Annotated in this window: 21 protein-coding genes and 1 pseudogene; 14 read left to right on the plus strand and 8 right to left on the minus strand. The window is 62.6% G+C overall.

Annotated elements, in window-relative coordinates; all coding sequences use genetic code 11:
- Positions 1 to 118: pseudogene (locus tag QRN04_RS18240) on the minus strand (pyridoxal 5'-phosphate synthase lyase subunit PdxS); the annotation flags it as partial.
- A gap of 167 nt (positions 119 to 285) precedes the next feature.
- Complete coding sequence (locus QRN04_RS15140) at positions 286 to 966, minus strand: GntR family transcriptional regulator (RefSeq protein WP_284976851.1); 681 nt, start codon at positions 964 to 966, stop codon at positions 286 to 288.
- A gap of 120 nt (positions 967 to 1,086) precedes the next feature.
- Here QRN04_RS15140 and purU point away from each other — a divergent pair, with 120 nt between their 5' ends.
- The 9 genes from purU (at position 1,087) to QRN04_RS15185 (ending at position 13,559) form a co-directional block, all read left to right on the plus strand.
- On the plus strand, positions 1,087 to 2,019 hold the full coding sequence (gene purU / locus QRN04_RS15145) for a formyltetrahydrofolate deformylase (RefSeq protein WP_284976852.1): 933 nt from the start codon (positions 1,087 to 1,089) through the stop codon (positions 2,017 to 2,019).
- A 49-nt stretch (positions 2,020 to 2,068) separates the two neighbouring features.
- Positions 2,069 to 4,561, plus strand: coding sequence for a GcvT family protein (locus tag QRN04_RS15150; RefSeq protein ID WP_284976853.1), 2,493 nt, complete (start codon positions 2,069 to 2,071; stop codon positions 4,559 to 4,561).
- 132 nt (positions 4,562 to 4,693) lie between these two features.
- Positions 4,694 to 5,320 carry a cyclodeaminase/cyclohydrolase family protein gene (locus QRN04_RS15155; RefSeq protein ID WP_284976854.1) on the plus strand — a complete coding sequence of 209 codons (627 nt, stop codon included), beginning with the start codon at positions 4,694 to 4,696 and terminating at the stop codon, positions 5,318 to 5,320.
- Positions 5,317 to 6,216: a bifunctional 5,10-methylenetetrahydrofolate dehydrogenase/5,10-methenyltetrahydrofolate cyclohydrolase gene (locus QRN04_RS15160; protein WP_284976855.1), complete on the plus strand. Its 900-nt coding sequence runs from the start codon at positions 5,317 to 5,319 to the stop codon at positions 6,214 to 6,216. Before QRN04_RS15155 ends, QRN04_RS15160 begins: the two co-directional genes overlap by 4 nt.
- Positions 6,217 to 6,229: 13 nt before the next feature.
- Entirely contained in the window at positions 6,230 to 8,572 is a 2,343-nt protein-coding gene (locus QRN04_RS15165) for an FdhF/YdeP family oxidoreductase (RefSeq protein WP_284976856.1), read from the plus strand.
- A 58-nt stretch (positions 8,573 to 8,630) separates the two neighbouring features.
- Positions 8,631 to 9,848: a formaldehyde dehydrogenase, glutathione-independent gene (fdhA, locus tag QRN04_RS15170; RefSeq protein ID WP_284976857.1), complete on the plus strand. Its 1,218-nt coding sequence runs from the start codon at positions 8,631 to 8,633 to the stop codon at positions 9,846 to 9,848.
- A gap of 260 nt (positions 9,849 to 10,108) precedes the next feature.
- Positions 10,109 to 10,921, plus strand: coding sequence for an IclR family transcriptional regulator (locus QRN04_RS15175; RefSeq protein WP_284976858.1), 813 nt, complete (start codon positions 10,109 to 10,111; stop codon positions 10,919 to 10,921).
- Between the two features lie 180 nt (positions 10,922 to 11,101).
- Positions 11,102 to 12,598 (plus strand): MFS transporter, encoded by a 1,497-nt coding sequence (locus QRN04_RS15180; RefSeq protein ID WP_284976859.1) that lies wholly within the window; start codon positions 11,102 to 11,104, stop codon positions 12,596 to 12,598.
- Positions 12,599 to 12,692: 94 nt separating this feature from the next.
- Positions 12,693 to 13,559 carry an HAD family hydrolase gene (locus QRN04_RS15185; protein ID WP_284976860.1) on the plus strand — a complete coding sequence of 289 codons (867 nt, stop codon included), beginning with the start codon at positions 12,693 to 12,695 and terminating at the stop codon, positions 13,557 to 13,559.
- 35 nt (positions 13,560 to 13,594) lie between these two features.
- On the opposite strand, the gene serS is transcribed toward QRN04_RS15185, so the two are convergent.
- Entirely contained in the window at positions 13,595 to 14,875 is a 1,281-nt protein-coding gene (gene serS / locus QRN04_RS15190) for a serine--tRNA ligase (protein ID WP_284976861.1), read from the minus strand.
- 119 nt (positions 14,876 to 14,994) lie between these two features.
- On the opposite strand from serS, the gene QRN04_RS15195 reads away from it, so the two are divergent.
- Positions 14,995 to 16,056 (plus strand): diacylglycerol/lipid kinase family protein, encoded by a 1,062-nt coding sequence (locus QRN04_RS15195; RefSeq protein ID WP_284976862.1) that lies wholly within the window; start codon positions 14,995 to 14,997, stop codon positions 16,054 to 16,056.
- 28 nt (positions 16,057 to 16,084) lie between these two features.
- On the opposite strand, the gene QRN04_RS15200 is transcribed toward QRN04_RS15195, so the two are convergent.
- The 3 genes from QRN04_RS15200 to QRN04_RS15210 form a co-directional block, all read right to left on the minus strand.
- Positions 16,085 to 16,318: a hypothetical protein gene (locus QRN04_RS15200; protein ID WP_284976863.1), complete on the minus strand. Its 234-nt coding sequence runs from the start codon at positions 16,316 to 16,318 to the stop codon at positions 16,085 to 16,087.
- A gap of 114 nt (positions 16,319 to 16,432) precedes the next feature.
- Positions 16,433 to 17,365 (minus strand): prephenate dehydratase, encoded by a 933-nt coding sequence (gene pheA, locus QRN04_RS15205; RefSeq protein WP_284976864.1) that lies wholly within the window; start codon positions 17,363 to 17,365, stop codon positions 16,433 to 16,435.
- Positions 17,366 to 17,406: 41 nt separating this feature from the next.
- On the minus strand, positions 17,407 to 17,733 hold the full coding sequence (locus QRN04_RS15210; protein WP_284976865.1) for a rhodanese-like domain-containing protein: 327 nt from the start codon (positions 17,731 to 17,733) through the stop codon (positions 17,407 to 17,409).
- Positions 17,734 to 17,890: 157 nt separating this feature from the next.
- On the opposite strand from QRN04_RS15210, the gene QRN04_RS15215 reads away from it, so the two are divergent.
- Together QRN04_RS15215 and QRN04_RS15220 are read left to right on the plus strand one after the other, a co-directional pair.
- Complete coding sequence (locus QRN04_RS15215) at positions 17,891 to 19,339, plus strand: amidase (RefSeq protein WP_284976866.1); 1,449 nt, start codon at positions 17,891 to 17,893, stop codon at positions 19,337 to 19,339.
- A gap of 67 nt (positions 19,340 to 19,406) precedes the next feature.
- Positions 19,407 to 20,906 carry a peptide MFS transporter gene (locus tag QRN04_RS15220; RefSeq protein WP_284977014.1) on the plus strand — a complete coding sequence of 500 codons (1,500 nt, stop codon included), beginning with the start codon at positions 19,407 to 19,409 and terminating at the stop codon, positions 20,904 to 20,906.
- A 111-nt stretch (positions 20,907 to 21,017) separates the two neighbouring features.
- On the opposite strand, the gene QRN04_RS15225 is transcribed toward QRN04_RS15220, so the two are convergent.
- A complete protein-coding gene (locus QRN04_RS15225) occupies positions 21,018 to 21,647 on the minus strand; it encodes a DUF4190 domain-containing protein (RefSeq protein ID WP_284976867.1) in 630 nt (209 codons plus the stop codon).
- 216 nt (positions 21,648 to 21,863) lie between these two features.
- Here QRN04_RS15225 and QRN04_RS15230 point away from each other — a divergent pair, with 216 nt between their 5' ends.
- Positions 21,864 to 22,619, plus strand: coding sequence for an SDR family NAD(P)-dependent oxidoreductase (locus tag QRN04_RS15230; RefSeq protein ID WP_284976868.1), 756 nt, complete (start codon positions 21,864 to 21,866; stop codon positions 22,617 to 22,619).
- A 101-nt stretch (positions 22,620 to 22,720) separates the two neighbouring features.
- The gene (gene pgm / locus QRN04_RS15235) at positions 22,721 to 24,394 is read left to right on the plus strand and encodes a phosphoglucomutase (alpha-D-glucose-1,6-bisphosphate-dependent) (RefSeq protein WP_284976869.1); all 1,674 of its coding nucleotides are present in this window, start codon (positions 22,721 to 22,723) and stop codon (positions 24,392 to 24,394) included.
- Here the strand turns inward: pgm and QRN04_RS15240 are convergent.
- Positions 24,384 to 25,022: a TetR family transcriptional regulator gene (locus QRN04_RS15240; protein WP_284976870.1), complete on the minus strand. Its 639-nt coding sequence runs from the start codon at positions 25,020 to 25,022 to the stop codon at positions 24,384 to 24,386. The two genes, pgm and QRN04_RS15240, sit on opposite strands and share 11 nt — an antisense overlap.
- Positions 25,023 to 25,041: the final 19 nt, after the last annotated feature.

Below are 25,041 nucleotides of genomic sequence, written 5' to 3' on the forward strand. Positions count from 1 at the left end.
GCTCGACGTTAACGACGTCCATGATGACGCCGCCCTTGAGCATCTCCGCCATACCGCGCTTCACACGGCTGCTGCCCGTGAGTGCTATGTGTTCAAAAGTGTGAAGTCTTGCGGTCACGTGGTACTCCAAAGGACTGAAGCCTGCGATTGCATCACAAGCCCGCCCGGAGGCCGTTCCCTGCGTCGAGGAGTAACGGCTGATATCCGGGTGATATATTAGTGGGAGTATCCAGTATGCAAGCGTCGGGGCAGGGAGTCAACAACCCGCCGTGAATGCCACGAAACTCAGGCCGCGAACAGCGCCTGACGCACCGCGTGCTCAAAGCCGGTGACGTGGTCCCGGGCCAATGCAGTTGCTTTCTCTTCATCGCCGTCGAGAACTGCCCGGAGAAGGTCCACGTGCTCACGGACATGGTGCTCCAAGTCGGGAAGGCGATCCAGAACCATGCACCAAATGCGGGTAGCCAGGTTGTCATAGCGGATCAGGACGTCCTCTAGATGCGGATTACCGGCCGCTGCGTAGATCCCTTGGTGGACGCGTGCGTCCAGGCGGAGAGTTTCCACCACCGACGCGCCAGCGACATCAAAGGCCTCCACGGCCCGCATGATGTCCTTCAGATGTTCCTTGGTTGCCGGCGAAGCCAAACGAGCGGCACGACCGGCCGCCAGTGGCTCCAACTGAGTCCGTATCTCCGAGATATACGCCAGGTCCGTCACCTCGACCCGCGTGGCAAAGGTGCCACGGCGCGGGTAGGCCACCACCAAGCGGTCCAGCTCGAGTCGCTTCAGGGCCTCCCGCACGGGGGTGCGGCCGATCCCCAGATCCTTGGCCAACTGATCGTCATTGAGGAGATCGCCCGGTTTGATCTCCAGCATCAAGAGCCGGTCGCGGAGGCGCTCGTAAGCCGTATCAGCCAGCGATTTCCTGCTGGTGCTGTCCGCGATTGCCAGAGTTTCGAGTGCCATGGTGCCGACCCTTTCCGCAGGTCCCGAAGATCTATTGACCTCTCCCAGTGACCAGTATACACTGAATCCCAATCCTAATATATCAGTACGGGACTCAGGAATATATCTAAAGGAGGAGCCATGACCCTAGTGGCGACAGACTCACCAGCCCCCACCCCGTCGCGGTCAGCAGAGCTCAATGACGAGCAAAGCAACCTGGACGCACAGTCAACGAAGTTCGTCCTCACCTTGTCGTGTGTCGAGCGCGCCGGAATCGTTCAGGCAGTCACTACCTTCCTGTTTGACCGCGGTTTCAACATTGACGAGCACCAGCAGTTCGACGACGGCATCCGCCAGACACTGCACCTGCGCACCGCGTTCTCCGGCTCTCCGGACTACACCGCCGAACGGCTCGAAGAGGAATTCAGCTCCATTGCCGATCGCTTCGAAATGAAATTCGAATTCCATGACCTGACCAAAAAGCGCGTACTGGTCATGGTGTCCAAGTTTGGTCATTGCCTCAACGACCTCATTTTCCGGTGGCGCGGAGGAAGCCTCGGCGGAGACCTCGTAGTAGTCGCCTCCAACCACGAAACCCACAGGGCCATGGCCGAGGCTGCCGGACTGCCTTTCGTCTACATCCCGGTCACCCCTGACACCAAGGCCGAGGCGGAGCAGAAATTGCTGGATCTGGTGGACGAGTACAACGTGGACCTCGTAGTCCTCGCCCGCTATATGCAAGTGCTCTCCGATGACCTGTGCCGCGCCTTGGAGGGACGGGCCATCAACATCCACCACTCGTTCCTGCCCGGCTTCAAGGGGGCGCGCCCCTACCACCAGGCCTACAACCGTGGCGTGAAGCTGGTGGGTGCTACCGCCCACTACGTGACGGCCGACCTGGACGAAGGCCCGATCATCGAGCAGGAAGTCATCCGCGTGGATCACAGCTACGGTCCTGCAACCCTTTCCACCATCGGCCAGGACGCAGAAGCGCTGGCCTTGTCCCGCGCCGTGCGCTGGCATTGCGAACACCGCGTATTGCTGGACCGCACCAGCACCGTTGTGTTCCGCTAATCCAACCCCCAACAGCACGCCCCACTCGAACTTCAGCAGGAGAATCCACATGGCATCGACGCCCCGCATCGTCATTATTGGAGCCGGGATCGTTGGCACCAACCTCGCCGACGAACTGGTCACCCGCGGTTGGAACAACATCACCGTACTGGACCAAGGACCGTTGAACATGCCCGGGGGCTCGACGTCCCACGCGCCGGGCCTCGTGTTCCAGACCAACCCTTCAAAGACCATGGCGCTCTTTGCCAAATACACCGTGGAGAAGCTCCTTTCGCTCACTGAAGATGGCCAGAGCTGCTTCAACCAGGTCGGTGGCCTCGAGGTCGCCACCACTGAGACCCGTCTGGCTGACCTGAAGCGCAAGCTGGGTTACGCAGCTTCGTGGGGCATCGAGGGCAAGATCCTCTCCCGCGAGGAATGCAAGGAGCTCTATCCCCTCATTAATGAAGAGGACATCCTTGGTGGCCTCCACGTCCCCACCGATGGCCTGGCCTTGGCAGCACGCGCAGTCCAGTTGCTGATCAAGCGCACTGAAGCCGCGGGCGTCACGTACCTGGGCAACACCACCGTCACCGGGATCGAGCAGGCGAACCGCCGCGTCACCGGCGTCGAGACCACCGACGGCGTCATCCCTGCGGATATCGTCGTTTCGTGCGCCGGTTTCTGGGGCGCAAAAATCGGAGAGATGATCGGGATGTCCGTCCCGCTCCTCCCGCTGGCGCACCAGTACGTCAAAACCACCCCGGTGCCGGCGCAGAAGGGCAAGAACGAACTGCCCAACGGCGCTTCACTGCCCATCCTCCGTCACCAGGACCAGGACCTCTACTACCGCGAGCACGGCGAGCGCTACGGCATCGGCTCCTACGCCCACCGCCCCATGCCGGTGGACCTGGATGAACTTGGGAGTTACGAGCCCAGCAGCATCAGCGAACACAACATGCCCTCCCGCCTGGACTTCACGCTGGAAGACTTCCTCCCGGCTTGGGAAGCCACCAAGCAGTTGCTTCCGGCCCTCCGCGAAAGTGATATCGAGGATGGCTTCAACGGCATCTTCTCCTTCACCCCGGATGGCGGCTCCTTGGTTGGTGAGTCCAAGGAACTGGATGGCTTCTTTGTGGCCGAGGCCGTGTGGGTGACTCACTCCGCCGGCATTGCGCGGGCCGTTGCCGAATTGCTGACCACCGGAAAGTCCAGCATCGATCTTGGCGATTGCGATATCCACCGCTTTGAAGAGGTCCAGCTGACGCCCGAGTACGTGAGCGAAACGTCCCAGCAGAACTTCGTGGAAATCTACGATGTGATGCACCCGCTCCAGCCCAAGCTCTCCCCGCGCAACCTCCGCGTCAGCCCCTTCCATGCCCGGCACAAGCAGCTGGGCGGCTACTTCCTCGAGGGTGGCGGCTGGGAGCGTCCGTACTGGTTCGAGGCCAACGCTGAACTTCTCAAGGAGATGCCCGACGAATGGCAGCCTCCGGCCCGCGATGCCTGGTCCGGGATGTTCAGCTCTCCGATCGCGGCCGCCGAAGCCTGGAAGACCCGCACGGCCGTGGCGATGTACGACATGACTCCGCTGAAGCGTCTTGAGGTCTCGGGTCCGGGCGCCTTGAAGTTGCTGCAGGAACTGACCACCGGAGACCTGGCCAAGAAGCCGGGAGCCGTCACTTACACCCTGCTGTTGGACCACTCCGGGGGAATCCGAAGTGACATCACTGTGGCCCGCCTGAGCGAAGACACGTTCCAACTGGGCGCCAACGGCAACATTGACACCGCCTACTTCGAGCGGGCGGCCCGGCACCAGACCGAAAACGGAACGGCCAGTGATTGGGTCCAGGTTCGCGACACAACCGGCGGCACGTGCTGCATCGGCCTCTGGGGCCCGCTGGCCCGCGATCTTATGAGCAACGCCAGCAGCGACGATTTCACCAATGACGGGCTGAAGTATTTCCGGTCGAAGAAGGTCACCATCGGTGGCGTCACCGTGACGGCCATGCGCCTGTCCTACGTGGGCGAGCTCGGCTGGGAGCTGTACACCAGCGCGGATAACGGCCAGCGTCTCTGGGATGCACTGTGGAAGGCCGGCCAGCCGTTCGGAGTGATCGCCGCCGGACGCGCCGCCTTCAGCTCGCTGCGGCTGGAAAAGGGATACCGCTCCTGGGGCTCTGATATGACCACCGAGCACGACCCGTTCGAAGCGGGCCTGGGGTTCGCCGTGAAGATGGCGAAGGAAAACTTCGTCGGCAAGGCAGCCCTTGAAGGGCGGAGCGAGGAAAGCTCGGCGCGCCGCTTGCGCTGCTTGACGGTCGACGACGGCAGGAGCCTGGTCCTCGGCAAGGAACCTGTCTTCTACAAGGACCAAGCCGTTGGTTACGTCACGAGCGCCGCTTACGGTTACACGGTCAAGAAACCGATCGCCTACGCATACCTGCCCGCTGCTGTTTCCCTGGGTGATTCCGTGGAAATTGAGTACTTCGGGCGGCGTATCCAGGCCACCGTTACTGAAGATCCCCTGTACGACCCCACCATGAGCAGGCTCCGCGGCTAAGCTCGGCGCCCGCGGTTAGGCCAGCGGCCCGGACCCATCTCCTCGCAATCGGATCCGGGCCGCTGACTAACGCATTTCCAGCCCAGCCTTTCTTTGCCAGCCCAGCCTTTCTTTGCCAGTCCAGGAAGTCACATGATCAGTTCAGAAACCCTCAACGATTACCTTGCCCGGCTCGCTTCCCGACAACCCACCCCTGGAGGTGGCGCCGCAGCAGCCCTTCACGCTGCCCAAGGCGCGGCCCTGGTGGCTATGGTGGCCCGGTACACCACGGGCGAAAAGTATGGCCAGCACAAGGAACTCATCACCCGCATCACCGGCACGGCCGATCATTTGATCACAGAAGCACTGCGCCTTGCCGATGCTGACGAGCAAGCCTTCCAGGGGGTCATTGATTCGTACAAACTCCCGTCAGGAACCGAGGAACTCAAAGCGGCCCGTGCTGCAGGGATCCAAGGCGCCCTCGTCAACGCAGCCCGGACACCTGCGCAACTGATCCAACTCGCCGGTGAGGTGGTGGAACTTGCCACTGAGCTCTTTGACGTGGCAAACCCCAACGTCATCAGCGACGTCGCGGCAGCAGCAGACGCCGCCCGGGCTGCGGCCACCACCGCACGGGTCAACATCGATATCAACCTCGCGGCCATCAAGGATGGCGACGCCCGGTCCGCCTTGGCTGAACAAACCAACGGCCTTGAGGACAAAGTGGTCCTGGCAGCCGATTCGCTGGCCGCGAGGGTCCGCGAAAGGATCCTCGCGTGAACACCGCACGCCCGCAGGCAAGGGTACTCTCCGGCAAGGGACTTGCAGGACTCATCCAGGAACAGGCCCGGGACAGGATCCGGGCACTTGGAGCGGACGGCGTGCGCCCAGTGCTCGCCGTCGTGGTGGCAACCTCGGATCAGTCAACGCACTGGTACGTCCGCTCCATCGAACGTGCGGCAGAACGTGTTGGGATTGATTGCCGAATCCTCGATCTCGGGCATGACGCCACCGAAGAGTCGCTGGCAAGCGTTTTGCGGGATCTCAGCGTGGAGCCTTCCGTCAGTGGCATCATCCTGCAGACTCCCCTGCCGGGCGCCGTCCGGGCGGAGGACCTGGTTGGCCTTATAGCTCCCGAGAAGGACATCGACGGCGCCAATCCGCTCAGCCTGGGCCGCTTGGCTGTTGGGCAGCCTGCCTTCGCTCCCGCTACGGCGCGAGCCGTTGTTGAATTGCTGGACCACTACGAGGTCCCGGTCGCGGGTAAGAACGTGGCCGTCGTCGGGCGTTCAGCCGTAGTGGGCAAGCCGCTGTCCTTGCTGCTCCTCGAAAAGGACGCCACTGTGACCATCTGCCATTCCAAATCGGGTGAGCTGACGCGCTATACGCGGGCTGCCGACGTTGTGGTCGTCGCCGCGGGGCGGACCGGACTTTTGACAGGTTCCCATGTCTCGCCCGATTCAGTAGTGGTCGACGTCGGCACAAACGTCCTGCCGGACGGTTCCCTTGTGGGGGACGTGGATGAAGCCAGCGTCACGGGCGTCGCCGCTGCCTTGTCGCCGGTCCCCGGGGGCGTGGGCTCCGTCACTACAGCCTTGCTGCTGCTGCACACCGCTGAGGCCGCAGGACTGCAAGCACGCATACCGCTGATGGCGGCTTCTTCTGTCCGGAACTGAAGGGATGCACCATATGGCTTCCAAGGCCCCCCGCAACAACATTGACGAGTCGCAACTGACGGTCACCAAACCCAAGACCAAGGCTGTGGGCATCCCGGCGGTCGTGAACGCCCTGAAGATCTCCTTGGAACAGATGGGGCCGGTACGCAGCGTCCAGACTCTGTTGGCGGTGAACCAGCTCGATGGATTCGACTGTATGGGCTGCGCGTGGCCTGAGCATGAAAAGCGCAACGCCGCGGAGTTTTGTGAGAATGGCGCCAAAGCCGTTGCCGAAGAAGGCACCCGACGACGGGTGACACCCGCGTTTTTCGCCCAGCACTCGGTGGCCGAGCTGAAGACGCGCGATGATTACTGGCTGGGCCAGCAAGGCAGGCTGACCCACCCGATGTTCCTTGATGAGGGTGCAACCCACTACGAGCCCATCGGGTGGGACCAAGCGTATGGCCTGATGGCTGAGGAACTCCGGGCCATGGATCATCCCGACCAGTCCGTCTTCTACACCTCCGGGCGCACCTCCAACGAGGCAGCGTTCGTCTACCAGCTCCTGGTGCGGGGGCTCGGAACCAATAACCTTCCTGACTGCTCCAACATGTGCCACGAATCCTCGGGGTCCGCTCTGGTGGAAACCATCGGCATCGGCAAAGGCTCGGTGAGCCTCACGGACTTGGAAACAGCGTCACTGATTTTCGTTGCCGGCCAAAATCCGGGTACCAACCACCCCCGCATGCTCAGCGCCTTGGAGAAAGCCAAGAAAAACGGCGCTGTCATTGTGTCTGTGAATCCTTTGCCGGAGGCGGGCCTCCTGCATTTTGAGAATCCACAACACTTGGGCGGCGTGGTTACGGGCACCCGGTTGACGGACGATTTCCTGCAAATCCGTGCCGGTGGCGACCAAGCCCTCTTCCAGGGCCTGGGCAAGTACCTGCTTGAAGCTGAAGCCTCCGGACGTAAGACTCCAGGTCTCCAGAGCGTCCTGGACCACGACTTCATCAATAACCACACCGTGGGCATCCAGGACTACCTTCAGTACTTGGAAGAAGTTCAGTGGGACCAGATCGTGGAAGCCACGGGCCTGTCCTTGGAGCAGATCCACGCGACCGGTGAACGGCTGCTCGCATCCAGCTCCACCATTGTGTGCTGGGCCATGGGATTGACCCAGCATAAGCACTCTGTCCCTACCCTTCGCGACGTAGTCAACGTCCTGCTTCTGCAAGGGAACATCGGCAAGCCAGGCGCTGGTGTTTGCCCGGTACGGGGCCATTCCAATGTCCAAGGTGACCGCACTATGGGCATCTTCGAGAAAATGCCGGAGAAGTTCCATGACCGGTTGGACCACGAGTTCGAATTCCTCTCTCCCCGGGACCACGGCTATGACACTGTCGCGGCGATCCGGGCCATGCGGGACGGCAAGGTCCGGTTCTTCATGGGGATGGGTGGAAACTTCGTTCGCGCCGCCCCCGACTCTGAGGTGACGGAACAAGCTTTGGCGAATACGCGCCTGAGCGTCCAGATCTCCACGAAGCTGAACCACTCGCACCTGGCAACAGGGCAGCGCGCATTGATTCTGCCCACCTTGGGCCGAACCGAGAAAGACAACCAGGTGACAGGCGACCAACGCGTCACTGTGGAGGACTCCATGAGTGCAGTGCACGCATCCCGGGGACGCCTCAAACCCGCAAGCGAACACCTGCACTCAGAAGTGGCCATCGTGTGCAATCTCGCCCACAGGATCTTCACAGATGGCCGGGTACGCCTGCCCAACGCCCCCAAGGCCGCGTGGCTGTCCATGCGGGACGACTATTCCCTGATCCGCAAACACATCGAAGCAGTGTTTGACGGCTTCGAGAACTTCGAAGAACGCATTCAGCACCCCGGCGGCTTCGTACTTCCGCACCCGCCGCGCGATGCGCGGAAGTTCGATACTGCCTCGGGAAAAGCCCACTTCACGGGAAATCAGTTGGAATACATCAAGGTCCCGTCCGGCCGGTTAGTACTGCAAACCCTCCGTTCCCACGACCAGTACAACACCACCATCTACGGCAAGGACGACAGGTACCGCGGGATCCACGGTGGACGCCGCGTAGTCCTTATCAATGCCGACGACGTTTCGGAGCTGGGCTTCGCTGACGGCGACATGGTCCATCTCATCTCCGAATTCCAGGGAACCGAGCGCCGGGCAGAAGACTTCCGGATCGTCACTTACTCCACACCCAAGGGCTGCGCAGCTGCGTACTACCCGGAAACCAACGTCCTGGTACCCCTGGACTCGGTTGCCGACACCAGTGGGACCCCTACATCCAAGTCCGTCATCATCCGGCTCGAACCTGCGACCCTCAACCGCAAGGACGCTGCCTAAAGCCGGAACAAAGTTATCCACCCTCATGTCCGCACCACCAAACACCCTAAGGAGTGTCATGTCAGGAAACAGAGCAGTCGCCTACAAGGAACCCGGTGTCGTCGAAATCATCGATACCGAATACCCCACGTTTGAGCTTAAGGACGGACCCGGAGTCAACCCGGCCAACGTCGGCAGGAAGGTGCCCCACGGCGCCATCTTGCGCACTGTGACCACCAACATCTGTGGTTCGGACCAGCACATGGTACGGGGGCGCACTACCGCACCCAAGGACCTGGTGCTCGGCCACGAAATCACGGGAGAAGTGATCGAGGTAGGGCCCGACGTCGAATTCATCAAGGTGGGAGACATCGTCTCCGTTCCGTTCAATATCTCCTGTGGCCGGTGCCGGAACTGCAAAGAGCAAAAAACCGGGATCTGCCTCAACGTCAACCCGGACCGGCCCGGCAGCGCTTACGGCTACGTGGACATGGGAGGCTGGGTGGGCGGACAAGCCGAGTACGTCCTGGTCCCTTACGCGGACTGGAACCTGCTGCGCTTCCCGGACCGGGACCAGGCCTTGGAAAAGATCATGGACCTGACCATGCTCTCGGACATCTTCCCGACCGGCTTCCACGGCGCAGTCACGGCCGGAGTCGGCGTGGGGTCCACCGTGTACGTTGCAGGGGCCGGACCCGTTGGCATCGCCGCTGCCGTCGGCGCCCAACTGCTGGGTGCCGCCGTCGTGATTGTGGGCGACATGAACGAAGACCGCCTCGCCCAAGCCCGCTCCTTTGGTTGCGAGACCGTCAACGTGTCCAAGGGCGATCCCAAAGACCAAATCGAACAACTCCTCGGAGTGCCTGAAGTGGACTGCGGTGTTGATGCCGTGGGCTTTGAAGCACGCGGACACGGCAAGGATGCCTCCCACGAAGCGCCGGCCACCGTGCTGAACTCCCTCATGGACATCACCGCAGCCGGCGGCTCCTTGGGCATCCCCGGCCTGTACGTCACCGGCGACCCGGGCGGAATCGATGAGGCCGCCAAGCACGGCTCCCTCTCCCTCTCGCTGGGTACGGGGTGGGCGAAGTCGCTGTCGTTTACCACCGGACAATGCCCCGTCATGAAGTACAACCGCCAGCTGATGATGGCGATCCTCCATGACAAGGTCCAGATCGCCAAGGCCGTCAATGCCCAGGCCATCCCGCTCGAAGACGCTCCCCGGGGCTACGCAGAGTTCGACGCCGGAGCGGCAACAAAGTTCGTGCTGAACCCCAACGGTTACGTCAAGGCTTAGCGCGCAACAGCGGATACCGGGCCGGCACGGCAAGCACGACGGGAAGGCCCTGTCGGGCCGGTATCCGCACTTCCCAGCTCCACCACCACCAAGGAAGTGGGGCATCATGCCCCTTCGTTTGCCGTTGTGACAACTTATTGAGCCGGTGGTCAAGTGTGAAAGGGTCCGTGGAGAACTCGGTCTAGGATGAGGAAAAGACGAGGGAGCAGGTGGGCGTCGCTTTTAGCCGGGTGCCTACCAGGACAACGACACGAGGCATCATGGCCGCACGCAACAACCCGGACATCGACAACGACGCCGACGCCGACGCCCACGGTGGTGGCGTCCAGTCGGTGGACCGCGCCCTCCAAATCCTGGAAATCCTGGCCCGGGAGGGCGATGCCGGCGTGAGTGAGATCGCCGAGGAAATGGGCGTGCACAAGTCCACTGCGTCAAGGCTGGTTGGCTCTCTGGTAAACCGGGAACTGGTCCGCCAGAACAGCGAAAGAGGCAAGTACCAGCTGGGCTTCGGAATCCTGCGCTTGGCGTCGTCCATCCCTGGCCGGCTCAGCGTGGTTCATGAGGCGCGGACCGTCTTGGAAGCCCTGGCGGCCGAGTACAAAGAGACTGTCAACCTTGCTGTGCTGCGCTCCAACTACGCCGTGAACGTGGACCAGGCCATGGGGCCCTCCACCCTTGCCACGTACGACTGGGTGGGCAGCTTAACGCCCCTGCATGCCACCTCCAGCGGCAAGGTGCTGCTGGCTGCGTTGACGACCGATGAAAGAAGCCAGGTCCTCAAAGCTGTGGGTCTACCTGCCCGCACACCCCGTACCGTAACCAATCGGGGGGAACTGGAAAAGGAGTTGCTGGAGGTTGCCAAGAACGGTTTTGCGATAGTTCATGGCGAGTTTGAAATTGGTCTCACGGCCGTCGCAGCTCCCATCTTCAACCATGCCGGAACAGTCATCGCGGCAATAAGCATTTCCGGTCCAGCCTTCCGGTTCGTTCCTGAAGACCATCCGGGGCTCATTGAAGGCCTCCGGGAGGCCGGGCTGACCATTAGCGCCAAGATGGGCTACCGCCCCAGGTAGCAACTGCCGTCACGTAACGAGCAAAAAAACCTTGACAACCCAATGTGGTCCAGCGCACTCTGTTGCATAGAGTGCAGTGCGTTGATCACTGCGGAACAGCGGCTGTGTGGCTATTGCCCATCCCGCTGCAGCGTCCCCCCGGCAAATAGAGGCCACCAAACCTACCCCGAGAGGGCCACGATGTCTACGCACAGAAGCCTGACCAGCTCCCCGGCAGGCGAAAGCAGCGCCTTTGCAAGGTCCGCCGCTCCCAAGCATGCGGACAAACCAAACCCACTGCGTCGTCTCCTCAAAGTTTCCGACATCAACATTGTCGACAGGCCGATGCTCAAGAAAGCCCTCGGGGGGACGATCGTGGGCAACACCATGGAATGGTACGACGTCGGGGTGTTCGGCTACCTGATCACCACCATGGGTCCGGTCTTCCTTCCGGAAGCTGACAAGTCGGTGCAGACGCTCTTCCTGCTTGGCACGTTTGCTGCAACGTTCGTTGCCCGGCCGCTGGGTGGCGTCGTCTTCGGTTGGCTCGGCGATAAGGTGGGCCGCCAGAAGGTTCTCGCAGCAACACTGATGCTGATGGCGGCAAGTACTTTCGTCGTCGGGCTCCTCCCGGGGTACGCCCAAATTGGTATATGGTCGGCGGCACTTCTTGTGGTGCTGAAACTCATCCAAGGCTTTTCCACCGGCGGCGAGTACGCAGGTGCTACCACCTTCGTTTGCGAATACGCACCCGACAAGCGGCGTGGCTTCTTCGCGAGCTTCCTGGACATGGGCTCATATCTCGGCTTCGCGCTGGGAGCGGCGGTAGTGTCCGTGCTTCAACTGACCCTGGGGCAGGGAGCCATGGAGGAATGGGGCTGGCGTTTGCCCTTCCTGATCGCTGGACCGCTCGGTGCGATTGCCGTCTACTTCCGGAACAAAATTGAGGAATCGCCGCAGTTCCAAGCAACCCTGGATGCCCAGGTGGCCGTTACCGCCGACGCCACGGACAACGCCGTCGCCAAGGGCCCCTTGGCGACCCTCAAGGCCTACTGGCGCCACATCGTCCTGGCTATGATCCTTGCCGCTGCGGCCAACACGGTGGGTTATGCCCTGACGTCCTACATGCCGACGTATCTGACCGATTCCAAAGGCTATGATGCCGTCCACGGAACCCTGCTGACCATTCCGGTGCTTGTGGTGATGTCGCTCTGCATTCCCTTGACGGGCAAGCTGTCCGACCGTATCGGCCGCAGGCCGGTCCTCTGGATCGGTGCCGGCAGTACCATCCTCTTCGCCGTCCCGGCATTCCTCTTGATTGGCTTGGGGGACATCTGGTCTACCTTGGGTGGCCTGGCACTGGTCGCCTTCCCCGTGACCTTTTACGTGGCCAACCTCGCTTCGGCGCTCCCTGCGCTCTTCCCCACCGCGGGCCGCTACAGCTGCATGGGTATTGCCTATAACTTCTCCGTGGCGATCTTCGGCGGGACAACACCCTTCATTGTGCAGGGACTCATCAATGCAACCCGCGATGATATGGCACCCGCCTATTATTTGATCGGTACCTCAGTGATAGGCGCAATCGCCATCTACTTCCTGCCTGAGTCTGCTCGCCGCGCGCTCCCTGGCTCCATGCCAAGCGTGGACACCATTGATGAGGCACGGGAGCTGGTGGCCGCCCAGAAAGAGACGCTCTGACCACATTGGCTGGAATGAGTGTTCACCCACAGTTAACGACGCGCTGTGGCGCCCGTCCTAGTTCAGCGTCGGAGGTGTCTGTTCTACTTGAAACATGACTATTCTGACTGATATTGCAGTTGCTGGCATCGAGGACCAGCCGAACAACGACAACAACACCAACAACACCAACAACGCACTCATGATCGCACTGGACGTGGACGGCACTTTGGTCGACCACGACGGGCACATGTCACCGGAGGTCCGCTCCGCCGCCCAAGCCGTGGTTGCCAGCGGGCACGACGTCATGATCGCCACAGGCCGCTCACTCAACGCGACCCTGCCGATCATTGAACAAATCGGACTCGAACGCGGGTACGCAGTGTGCTGCAACGGCGGCGTGACACTCCGCCTCGATCCGGCGCTGGAGGCCGGATACCAGATCATCCATAAAGCCACGTTTGACCCAGCACCCGCTTTGAAGGCTTTGCGGGAGCGGCTGCCCAACGCCAAGTATGCGCTGGAGGACGAAGACGGAGCTTTCCTCTCCACCGAACGTTTCCAGGACGCAAGTTTCGGCGTGGAGTCCATCGGCGTCGACTTCCAGACCATGCTGGACTCCACCGCAGTCCGCGTGGTGGTGTTCAGCAGCGACAACACTTCGGACGAATTTAATGAAGCCATCCGGCACATCGGGCTGTCCGGCGTGACCTACTCCGTGGGTTGGACGGCGTGGCTGGACATCGCAGCCGAGGGCGTCACCAAAGCCAGCGCTTTGGAGGCCTTGCGCCGGAAGCTCGGGACAGATCCGGCCAACACGGTTGCCGTGGGCGATGGCCGGAACGACATCGAGATGCTCACGTGGGCGGCCCGTGGTGTCGCCATGGGCCAAGCCGCAGATGAAGTCATCGCCGCTGCGGACGAGGTCACCGCATCAGTGCTCGACGACGGCGCCGCCTTGGTTTTGCGCGGCCTCCTGTAACTGCCGCTCGCCCCAGCGGGACCAGCCAGCCCCAGCTAAAGGACGGGCAGGACCTCAAGGCCGCCGAGGTACTTCTGGAGCGCCTTGGGGACGTTGACCGAACCATCAGGGTTCTGGTGGTGCTCGAGGATAGCCACGATCCAACGAGTAGTGGCCAAGGTGCCGTTGAGCGTAGCCACCGCCCGGGTTCCCTTGGCAACACCTTCATCATTGATCACGCGTTCGCGGATGTTAAGGCGGCGTGCCTGGAAGGTAGTGCAGTTGGATGTCGAGGTGAGCTCGCGGTAGGCGTTCTGCGTGGGGACCCAGGCTTCGCAGTCGAACTTCCGGGCCGCGGACATTCCCAGGTCGCCCGCGGCGGTGTCGATCACGCGGTAAGGCAGCTCGCACTTGGCCAGCATTTCCTCTTCCCAAGCCAGCAGGCGCTCGTGTTCGGCGGCGGCTTCCTCAACGGTGGTGTAGATGAACATTTCCACCTTGTTGAACTGGTGTACCCGGATGATTCCACGGGTGTCCTTGCCGTGCGAACCGGCCTCGCGGCGGTAGCAGGAGCTTTGGCCCGCATAGCGGATTGGTCCGGCGGAAAGGTCCAGGATCTCGTCGGCGTGGTAACCCGCGAGGGCCACCTCCGAGGTTCCCACAAGGTAAAGGTCGTCCTCAGCGAGACGGTAGATCTCGGCGTCGTGCTTTACATCGAAACCGGTACCCTGCATGGTCTCGGGGCGCACCAAAGTGGGGGTGATCATCGGCACGAAGCCCGCCTCGATGGCCTGGTCCATGGCCATTTGCAGCAGCGCCATTTCCAGCCGCGCACCAACCCCGCGTAGGAAGTAGAAGCGCGAGCCGGAAACCTTGGCGCCCCGTTCCATGTCGATGGCACCGATGAGTTCACCAATCTCCAAGTGGTCCTTGGGCTCGAAATCCGTGAATTCGCGAGGGCTACCGACCGTCTTAACCACTACGTAGTCATCCTCGCCGCCCTCGGGCACCCCATCCACGATGAGGTTGGGGACAACGCGCAGGAGTTCGTCCTGCTTGGCCTGCGCGGCATCGGCCTCCACCGAGGCTGCCTTCACGGAGTTGGCCAGTTCCTTGACCTCAGCCAGCAGGGCCTGCTTCTCCTCGCCCTTGGCCTTCGCGACCTTCTTGCCATAGACGTTTTGCTCGGCGCGGAGGCTTTCGTAGCGGATCAAGGCCGCCCGGCGATCGGAGTCGGCAGAGATGATCGCGTCCACCACGGACTCGTCGGCGCCGCGGGCACGCTGGCTGGCACGGAACTTGTCCGGGTTTTCGCTGAGGTCTTTTACGTCGATCACCAGATAAGAGTATCGAATCGCTCGCGCATCTCCGGCCCATTACCTTAACCGGTCGCCAGCCCTCCACCCCGCCTGCCCCGGCAAAAGGCAAGCGTGCAGGGCGATAGTGTTGAAGCACCATGAGCGACTGGATCCTGTACGTGATTCTCGCTGGGGGCGTGGCCTTTGCCGTCTCCAGTTGGTGGGGCGTGCGCCGATTGCGGGCCCGCCATGTCAGAAGCGCCGTACGGGAGGACTCCCACAAGCCCAACCCTGGAGGCCAACGGGTGGCCGTGATCCTGAACCCGGTCAAGAACAACGCCCACCTTGCCCGGCACTCGATTACCGAGGCATGCGACTTGGCTGGCTGGGACCCACCCCGCTTTTTCGAAACCACCCGTGAGGACCCCGGCTACGGACAGTCCCGCCAGGCACTGGCCTACGGGGCCGACGTCGTTGTGGCCTGCGGTGGCGACGGAACAGTCCGCGTAGTGGCCGAGTCGCTGGCGCATAAGAACGTGGCCATGGGCTTGGTGCCGGTAGGCACCGGAAACTTGTTGGCCCGCAACCTTGACCTGGATGTCACCGATCTTTCAGGCTGCATCCAAACCGCTTTGTTCGGGCATCAACGGTTCATCGACACCGCGACCATGGGTATCAGCAACAACATCACCGGCAAATCCTCCAGCCACACCTTCTTGGTCATCGCGGGTATGGGCCTGGACGCCGAGGTGCTGGGCGACACCAAGGAGGACCTCAAGAAGTCCGTGGGCTGGCTGGCCTACACCGAGGCCGGCGTCCGCCACCTCCCCGGCCGGCGCAAGCGGGTCACCATCACCATGGATGATGAAACTGAGCAGTCACGGAAGATCCGCAGCGTTTTGTTTGCCAATTGCGGACTGATCCCGGGCGGGATCGACTTCATCCCCCAGGCAATGATCGACGACGGCATGCTGGACATCGTGGTCATGAGCCCGCGCAGCGCGTTCGGATGGCTCGCCATGTACGCCAAGATTCTGTTCAAGCACAACGCAAACCTGCCCATGATGAGCTTCTACCGTTCCGGCAAAGTCACCATCCGCAGCCAGGAACCCATGGCCACCCAGCTCGACGGCGATCCCTCGGGCGAGGCCACGGAGGTCACCGTTCAGGTAGAACCAGGGTCACTGCTGGTGCGCGTGCCGAGGACCGCGACCACCTAGCCGCGGTCCCCCTAACGAAAGCCGTGTGTCAGATGGCGCCGACGTCCGGCTGTGCCGCGTTTCCGTCGGCTTGTTCCGCCGCTGCCTTGGCCGCCGCGCGGGCCTCGGACTGTTCCTTGATCATGGCCTGCTCTTCTTCGAAACGCAGGCGGTCCGCCCGGTCCGCCTCGTCCCCGTCCCAGTCGTCCGCGTTGCTGTCACTGGAGGGCTTGGGGTTGACGATCATGCCTTGGCCGTCTTTGTCGTCGCTGTGTACAGACATGACCGCTCCTTTCATCGAAATTCATCCATCGTTTATGGATCAAGCAAGCATACGCACACTTGTACCCCCGCGAAAGAGCTTCAAACTCCCGTTGTGGACAACGTTTTGGAGTCGCTATTCACCCTGCAGAATCGCCTCGACCCACGCCTGTGCTGAAGCAAAAGCAGCGTCGGAAGTGTGCGGGGCAATCTCCGCAATTTCCTTGTCCACCCGGGGGTAGGAGCCCAGGAAGCGGGTTGCCGGGCTGATTCTGTGGAGGGCGGCCAAGGCATCGCCCACGCGCGCGTCCGCTGCGTGGCCGTCCGCGTCGATGCTGAAGAAATAGTGCCCAAGGTACTGTCCCGTGGGGCGTGATTCGATGCGGCTCAAGTTCACTCCGCGCGAGGCGAACTGGTCCAGGATGTCCATGAGGGCACCAGGGCGGTCCTGCGGCAGAGGAACCACCACGGTTGTCTTGTCCGCTCCGGTTCGCTCCGGAAGGACGCCGGGGCGGCCAACCAGGATAAACCGGGTGACGGCGTCGAAATTATCACCAATGTTCTCCGCGAGGACGCTCAGCCCTGGCTGTTCAGCGGCGACCAGCGGGGCGCAGATGGCCGCGTCATAGTGCGCATCGGCGCCAAGCAGGCCCATCGCGGCCGCCGCCGTCGAGGACCCCGGGACGTAATCCACGTCCGGAAGGTGCGCATCCAGCCATCGCCTGCACTGCGCCCACGCGTGGCCGTGCGTGGAGATGCGTTTGACGTCGGAGAGCCCGACGCCGGGCTTCGCCACCAGCACGAACGTGATGGGAACCAGTGCCTCACGAATAATCCGGAGTTCCGCGCCCGTGGCAATCGCGTCCAACGTGGCCGTCACACCGCCCTCAACAGAGTTTTCGATGGGAACCATGGCGGCGTCCGCATGGCCCGACCGCACCAGGTCCAGCGCCGCGTTGACGTTGGTGCAGGGAATCCTGGTCGCCTCAGCGGCACCCGGCACCTGGAGGAGGGCCGCCTCCGTGAAGGTCCCTTCCGGGCCAAGGAAAGCGTAGGTGGCTGGCGGCATTCAATATTCCTTATGGGTTATATACCTGAAGTGGCCTGAAGTTAGAGGACCACGGGCTTGAGGCCGTTATCCGAGACCATCGGCTTCCCTGCCTCGAACCACATATCCATGCCACCGGCGACGTTGACGGCCGAGTAGCCCAGCCCCACTAGCCACTGCACAGCGCGGAAGGAGCGGCCACCGGTGCGGCAGATCACGAAGAGATCGTCATCCGGATCCAACTCGTCCAAGCGCGCGGGCAGCTGGTCCAAGGGAATGTGGCGGGCGCCCTCGGCGTGACCTGCCACCCATTCGTAGTCCTCCCGGACGTCCAGGATGCTCGCCTCGGCAGGAATGCCGCCGACAGGCACCGTTTCAAAGTCGCTCACAGTCATCCCTTCCCGTTGAATCAGGTCAGCATCCAGCCTACTGCTTGGGTGACCCGGCCCTGATAGCGCTCCCCGCATTTGCTTCGCTGGTCCAGGACGCCAAGACTTGGAAAGCCAAGACTTGCACCCAAGTTCACGAACCCCTTTAGGAGTACCCATGGCCACCGGGCAATCCGAAGGGAAGATTTCACGGCTGACTGCCGTGGAACTGCGTGGGGCGTTGATGTCAGGAGCGCTCTCCAGCCGTGAGGTGACAGCCCATTTCCTCTCCACCATTGAGGCGAAGAATAAGCAGCTGGGCGCCTTTATCACCGTCACGGCCGAACAAGCCATGGACGATGCCCACGCCGCTGACAACCTTCGTGCCAAACACGCCCGTGGGCACAACGTGGAGCAGCTGCCCATGCTGCACGGCATGCCGATCGCTTTCAAGGACCTCACTGACGTGGCCGGCGTCCCCACCACACACGGGAGCGCCGCCCTTGAGCACAAGCGAGCGCCCGAGGACGGCGCCTTGGCAGCAGCTTTGAAAGCGCACGGCGCCCTTTCGCTGGGCAAGACGCAGGTGCCGGAATTCGGGCTGACCGCCTACAGCGAAAACCGGGTGGCACCGCCGTCGCGCAATCCGTACTCCTTGGGGCGGAGCTCCGGTGGCTCCTCGGGCGGCAGCGCTGCCGCGGTGGCCGCGGGCCTCATCCCGTTCGCTCCGGGAACCGACGGCGGCGGATCCATTCGCATTCCCGCCGGTGCTTGCGGCCTCGTCGGGCTGAAACCAGGTCGGGGCGTGGTGCCGTCTGGAAGCAGTTCGGGAGACGCCGCCAAACTGGTGGTTGCGGGGCCGCTCGCGCGCACCGCCGAGGACGCTGCGTTGCTCATGGATGCGCTGGTTCCGCGGGATCAAGCCCCCGACGGCGGATATCTCGCCAACGTGGGGCGGGTGCCGGGACCATTGCGCATAGGCCTGAGCCTGGACAGTCCATGGGCCGGCATCTACCCGTTCGACATCGAGCAGGACGCCATGGACGCCCTTACCAAGGGGACGGAGTTGCTCACCGCCGCCGGGCATGCGGTGAGTGAGGCTCAGATCCGCTATGACAACCGTTACCCGGACGCTTTCACCGCCGCCTGGACTGCCGGCGTCGGGAGCGCTCGGATAGCACCCCAACGCGAGGCGCTGCTGACTCCACTGACCCGCACTTTCCGGCGTCGGGCGCAACAACGCAGCGCGTCCAAGGTCAACGAGGCACTAAGCCTCCTGCGGCAGTTTGAGCATGACACGATTGCGCAGTATTCACACTGGGATGTCATAGCTACCCCGACGTTGGCACAGACGCCGCGCCCCATCGGCTGGTTCACCGGTGGTGGCCATAGCGGTGAATCATGGCCGCACCAGTGGGCGGGTGACGCGGACGAGGACTACAAACGGCAATGCGAGTATGCTCCCTGGTCCTCCATGGTGAACGTGTGCGGTTTGCCTGCCGTCAGCGTTCCCGTGCACGTTACAGCTGACGGGTTGCCCATGGGGATCCAGCTGATCGGCAGAAGTGGCTCTGAGCTGCAGCTTCTCCAGCTGGCGGCTGCTCTGGGGACGTCGGGGGACCACTGAGCGCCCACCTCCAAACACGCGTCTAACATGTGGAGAGTGCTTGCCCCAAGCATTCATCGATGTGACAATGCCCGCAGTCGATGTCAGCATTGAAGAAATGAGCACACGTCAAACCACGGCCACGTCCGCGGTGCCATCGAGCGATACGTCATTCTTCGGCCACCCAAAGATGCTGGCCAGCCTCTTCTCCGTGGAAATGTGGGAGCGATTCTCCTTCTACGGCATGCAGGGAATCCTGCTCTATTACATGTACTTCACCGCCGAGCAAGGCGGCCTCTCCATCGACAAGGGTCTCGCGGCCGGATTGGTCGGTGCATACGGCGGGGGCGTCTACCTCTCCACGATCCTCGGCGCATGGTTGGCCGATAGGCTCTTCGGTTCCGAAAAGGTCCTTTTCGGCGCGGCGATCATGATCATGTGCGGCCACATCGCTTTGGCCCTCATCCCGGGCATTCCGGGCCTGGTGGCCGGCCTGGTGCTCGTGGGCATCGGCTCCGGTGGGCTGAAAGCCAACGCGACAGCGCTGGTGGGCAGCCTGTACGGCGAGAAGGATGAGCGCCGCGATGCGGGCTTCTCCATCTTCTATATGGGCATCAACATCGGCGGCCTCATTGGCCCGCTGGTGACCGGCTGGCTGCAGGCAAGCTACGGCTTCCACCTCGGCTTCGGCGCCGCGGCCGTGGGCATGGCCATCGGCTTGGTCATCTACTCGTTGGGACGCAAGCGCCTCCCTGCCGAAGCGCACCGCGTCCCCAACCCGCTCCCCGCCGCTGACCGCACCAAATATGGCCTGATCTTCCTTGGCATCCTGATCGTCATCGGCGTGCTGCTCGGTACAGGCGTTGTCAACGCCAACAACCTCGCGCGGAGCATGGCCTACGCGGCCATTGGGGCCTCGGTCATCTACCTGGTCCTGATCTTCCGCAGCCCCTTGGTCAACGCCGTGGAGCGCAAACGCGTGCTGGCATTCATTCCGCTGTACGTGGCTTCTGCCGCGTTTTGGGCCCTGTTCCAGCAGCAGTTCACGTTCATTGCCGTGTATTCGGAGGAGAAGCTGGACCGGAACCTGTTCGGCTGGGAGATGCCGGCGGCTTGGGTCCAGTCCATCAACCCTGTCTTCATCATCATTTTTGCCGGCGTGATGGCAGCCTTGTGGACAAAGTTGGGTTCACGGCAACCGAGTTCCCCGCTGAAGTTCTCGGCCGGCCTGCTCATTATGGGCCTGGCTTTCCTGGCGTTTATCCCGCTGGCCGGCGACGGCAAAACACCCCTGCTTGCGCTGGTTGGGATCCTGTTCCTCTTCACCTTGGCCGAACTCTTCCTCTCCCCCATCGGATTGTCCGTGAGCACCAAGCTCGCCCCGGCGGCGTTCCACACCCAGATGGTGGCGCTGTTCTTCCTTTCGGTCTCGCTCGGGACCACGCTGGCGGGCATTCTTGCGGGCCTCTACAACCCCAAGGATGAGCTCCCGTACTTCCTCGGCATCGGTGGCGTGGCCGTGGTCCTGGCCATCGCTTTGGCCGCTGCTTCGCCGGCGATCAAAAAGCTTATGGGCGGGGTCCGGTAAGTCCTGCCGCCAGCCGCGGACAGCACTTTTAACGACGACGGCGGCCCTCGTGGCCGGTGGGAATCCCACCGGAGGCGAGGGCCGCCGTCGTCCGTTTTGTCGAATTGTTGGTTAGTAGTTGTACCGGCTGCTCGACGAGGCGATTGCGGCGAAGAAGACGATGCCGAGGATCACCGTCAGCGCCAGCCCGAGGTAGCCCATCACCAGGCCCGCTATCGCCATGCCCCTGCCGGCCGGCTCGCGCTTGAGCGCCAAGTGGCCAAGGACGACGGCGGCGATCTGCGGCAGGATGAAGAATCCGAAGCCCACAAAGATGGCGATGCCGCAGCACATGCTGGCAATGCTCAGGACCTTGGGCTGGGAAGGCATGCCGTAGTACGACGGCTGGCCGTACGGACTTGTCTGGCTCACCTCGCCATAAGGGGTGTTTTGGCCATATTGGTTTGGCTGTCCATACGGGCTGTTCTGGCCGAACGGCTGCTGGTACGGGCTGGGCGGCTGGCCGTACGGGGACGGTGGCTGCTGGCTGTAATCGCCGGGCGTGTAGGTGCCTTGGCCGGCAGGCTGCTGGGGCTGGGAGTGAGGCGCTTGGTTGAACTGCGGTTCCGTTGCGCCGTGACCGGCTGCGCCCTGTTCCGTTGCGCCTTGTTCTGGGGCGCCGGGCTGGGCCGGCGGAACATATCGTGGCGGCTGGCTACCCTCGGGTTTGTCTTCGTTGCCTTTGAACGGTTGGTCTGACATGAGTGTCCCCCTGTTGTGGTCTTTGTTGCCAACACTACCGCCGCGTGGTCCCGCGCATAAGGCGACGGGCGATCTGGCCGCGTCACGTTGATCCCGAACGCGTAAATAAATGCATATGCATGGAATATTCAGCGGCCGGCCCCGGTTGTACTTACCGGCGACTTAAGCAGCGCCCACTACGAGAAATAGCGGGACCCGTCCCGCGAAGGAGAAATCATGGCTAACTTCCAAGGAAAAACCGCACTCGTGACCGGCGGAGGCTCCGGCCTCGGGGAAGCAATCAGCAAGGACCTCGCGAAGAACGGCGTCAACGTCGTTGTCGTCGACCTGAACCTGGACGCCGCAACGCGCGTTGCCGACGAGATCAAGGCCGACGGCGGTACCGCGGTTCCATTCCAAGGCAACACAGCCGTTGCTGATGACAGTAAGCGCGCCGTCGACTTCGCCGTCGAGACCTACGGCGGCCTTAACTACGCCGTCAACAATGCCGGTATCGGCGGCGCCAACGCTCCTGTTGGCGAACTCGATATCGCCGACTGGGACAGGGTTATCGCGATCAATTTGAGTGGCGTCCTTTACGGCATGCGCTACCAAATTCCTGCCATCCTTGCCGCAGGCGCCTCCGAGGGTGCCATCGTGAACATGGCCTCCATTCACGGCACCGTTGCTGCTCCCGGAAACGCCGCGTACACGGCAGCCAAGCACGGCGTGGTTGGCATGACCAAGAACGCTGCGGTCGAATACGGCGCGCAGGGGCTCCGCATCAACGCCGTGGGTCCCGGCTACATCGACACCCCCTTGCTGGCGAGCGCGCCCAAGGAGGTCGTTTCCGGCCTTGAGGCCAAGCACCCGCTGGGCCGCCTGGGACGCCCGGAGGAAGTTGCCAACCTCACCACGTTCCTGCTCTCGGACAAAGCCAGCTTCATGACCGGCTCCTACGTGTTGGTCGACGGCGGCTACACGGCCGTCTAACCTGACCGGAACTTCGCCCTGTGGCCGCAATTATGCGTCACAGGGCGCGTTTCAGGGTCATTTCCTGTATGCAGGCGTGATGGTCTGGCATGCTGGACCCCATGGCTAGCCGAGCGGGCACAGTTGCCCTTCCCCAGGACCTTGTTGACATCACAGCCCTGCTGGACGCGTATTTCGACGTCGCTCCGGACTTGGACGATCCCGCGCAGCGTGTGGCGTTTGGAACCTCGGGCCACCGTGGATCCAGCTTGAAGTCCTCGTTTAACGAGGCCCATATCCTCGCCATTACGCAGGCGATCGTTGAGTATCGTGGGCGCCAGGGCATCACAGGACCACTCTTCATTGGCCGCGATACGCACGCCCTCAGCGAGCCGGCCCAGAACTCCGCCTTGGAAGTGCTGGCGGCCAACGGTGTGAACGTGCTCGTTGATGCCCGGCACGCCTACACGCCCACGCCAGCACTGAGCCACGCGATCCTCAAGTACAACCGCGAAGCCGCGCCCGGCAGCCCCCAGGCCGACGGCATTGTGGTCACCCCCAGCCACAACCCGCCCGGCGACGGCGGCTTCAAGTACAACCCTCCGCACGGCGGCCCGGCAGACACTGACGCCACCGGCTGGATTGCCGATCGCGCCAACCAGCTCCTCGAGAACGGGCTTCGCGGCGTCAAGCGCATGCCCCTCAATGATGCTTTGGCAGCGGAGACGACCGGGAAGTTCGACTTCCTCAGCAGCTACGTTGACGATCTGCCTTCCGTGCTGAACCTCAACGCCATTCGCGACGCCGGTGTCCGCATCGGCGCCGACCCCATGGGCGGCGCTTCGGTGGACTACTGGGGCGAGATCGGCGAGCGCCACCAGCTCAACCTGACGGTTGTGAACCCCACCGTCGATCCCCAGTGGGCGTTCATGACCCTTGACTGGGACGAGAAGATCCGCATGGACTGCTCGTCACCGTCGGCCATGGCGTCCCTGATCCAGCGCATGACGCCCGGCGCCGACGGTACTGCGCCCTACGACATCGCGACGGGTAACGACGCCGACGCCGACCGGCACGGCATCGTCACGCCTCTTGTTGATGGAGTGGGCGGGCTCATGAACCCGAACCACTACCTCGCCGTCGCCATCGATTACCTGTACCGGAACCGCAGCGGTTGGAACCCGGAATCAGTAGTGGGCAAAACGTTGGTTTCGTCCTCGATCATCGACCGCGTTGCAGGCGGCTTGGGCCGGAAGCTGGTTGAGGTTCCGGTTGGTTTCAAGTGGTTCGTCCCCGGTCTGCTCTCCGGCGAAGGCGCATTCGGTGGCGAGGAATCGGCCGGCGCATCCTTCAACAAGCTGGACGGCTCTGTGTGGACCACGGACAAGGACGGCATCTTGCTGGCCCTGCTGGCCTCGGAGATCACCGCAGTCACCGGCTCGTCTCCATCCCAGTTGTACAAGGGGCTCACGGATAAGTTCGGTGCACCCGTTTACGCCCGGATCGACGCCGCCGCCACCCGGGAGCAGAAATCCAAGCTGGGCAAGCTCTCGGCATCGGATGTATCCGCCACGTCGCTGGCTGGCGAGGAAATCACAGCCAAGCTCACTGAGGCCCCGGGCAACGGCGCGTCAATTGGCGGCCTGAAGGTTGTCACCGAAAATGCCTGGTTCGCAGCCCGCCCCTCTGGCACCGAGGACGTGTACAAGATTTACGCCGAGTCCTTCAAGGGCGCCGACCACCTTGCCCAGGTCCAGCAGGAGGCCAAGGCGCTGGTGGATGGGGTTATTGCTTAGCAACGCCGTCCAGCAGCGCCCGTAGGACTTGCTCGAGGGGTTCGGCAAGCTCCGCTGCCGACGCGGTGGTGAGCGGTTGCACCTCCGTGGACGTGCGAAGCATCACGAGTCCAAGCATCGTGGCGATCGCCATTTGGGCACGGAGAAGCAGCGGTTGCGAGGCGGGATCGTCCGCACTCCATCCTGCCGCCTCGGCGAGCTTCTCCGTGTAAGCCTCCAAGGTCTTGCGGCGGATCGCATCAGCGCTCTCATCGCCGGACGAGCGCAGCAGGAGCAGGAGCTGCAGCGGGTCGTCCGGGTTGGGGGCTTCTGCAACGTGGCTGATGAGCCTGGCAATGACCTCGTCGACGCCGGCAGGCCGGGTCCGCGGATCCAACTCATCAAAGGTGCGGTTCATGCAGGCCTCAAAGAGGCCCTCTTTCGAGCCAAAGTAGCGGCTGATCAGGGCTACGTTGACACCGACGTCCGCTGCGATGTGCCGCACCGTGGTGGCCCGGTAACCCTCGGTGGCAAACCGTCGTCGAGCAGCACGCACCAGCGCCCTGCGCGTTATGTCCGCGTCCCGCCCTGAACGGACAAGTTCTTCATCCAGTGAGGCGGCCGGGGGCAGCGCTGGCTCGTTTGTCACTCCCCTACTGTAGCCGCGG

This window comes from Arthrobacter sp. efr-133-TYG-104, from assembly GCF_030208915.1.
GTDB lineage: Bacteria > Actinomycetota > Actinomycetes > Actinomycetales > Micrococcaceae > Arthrobacter.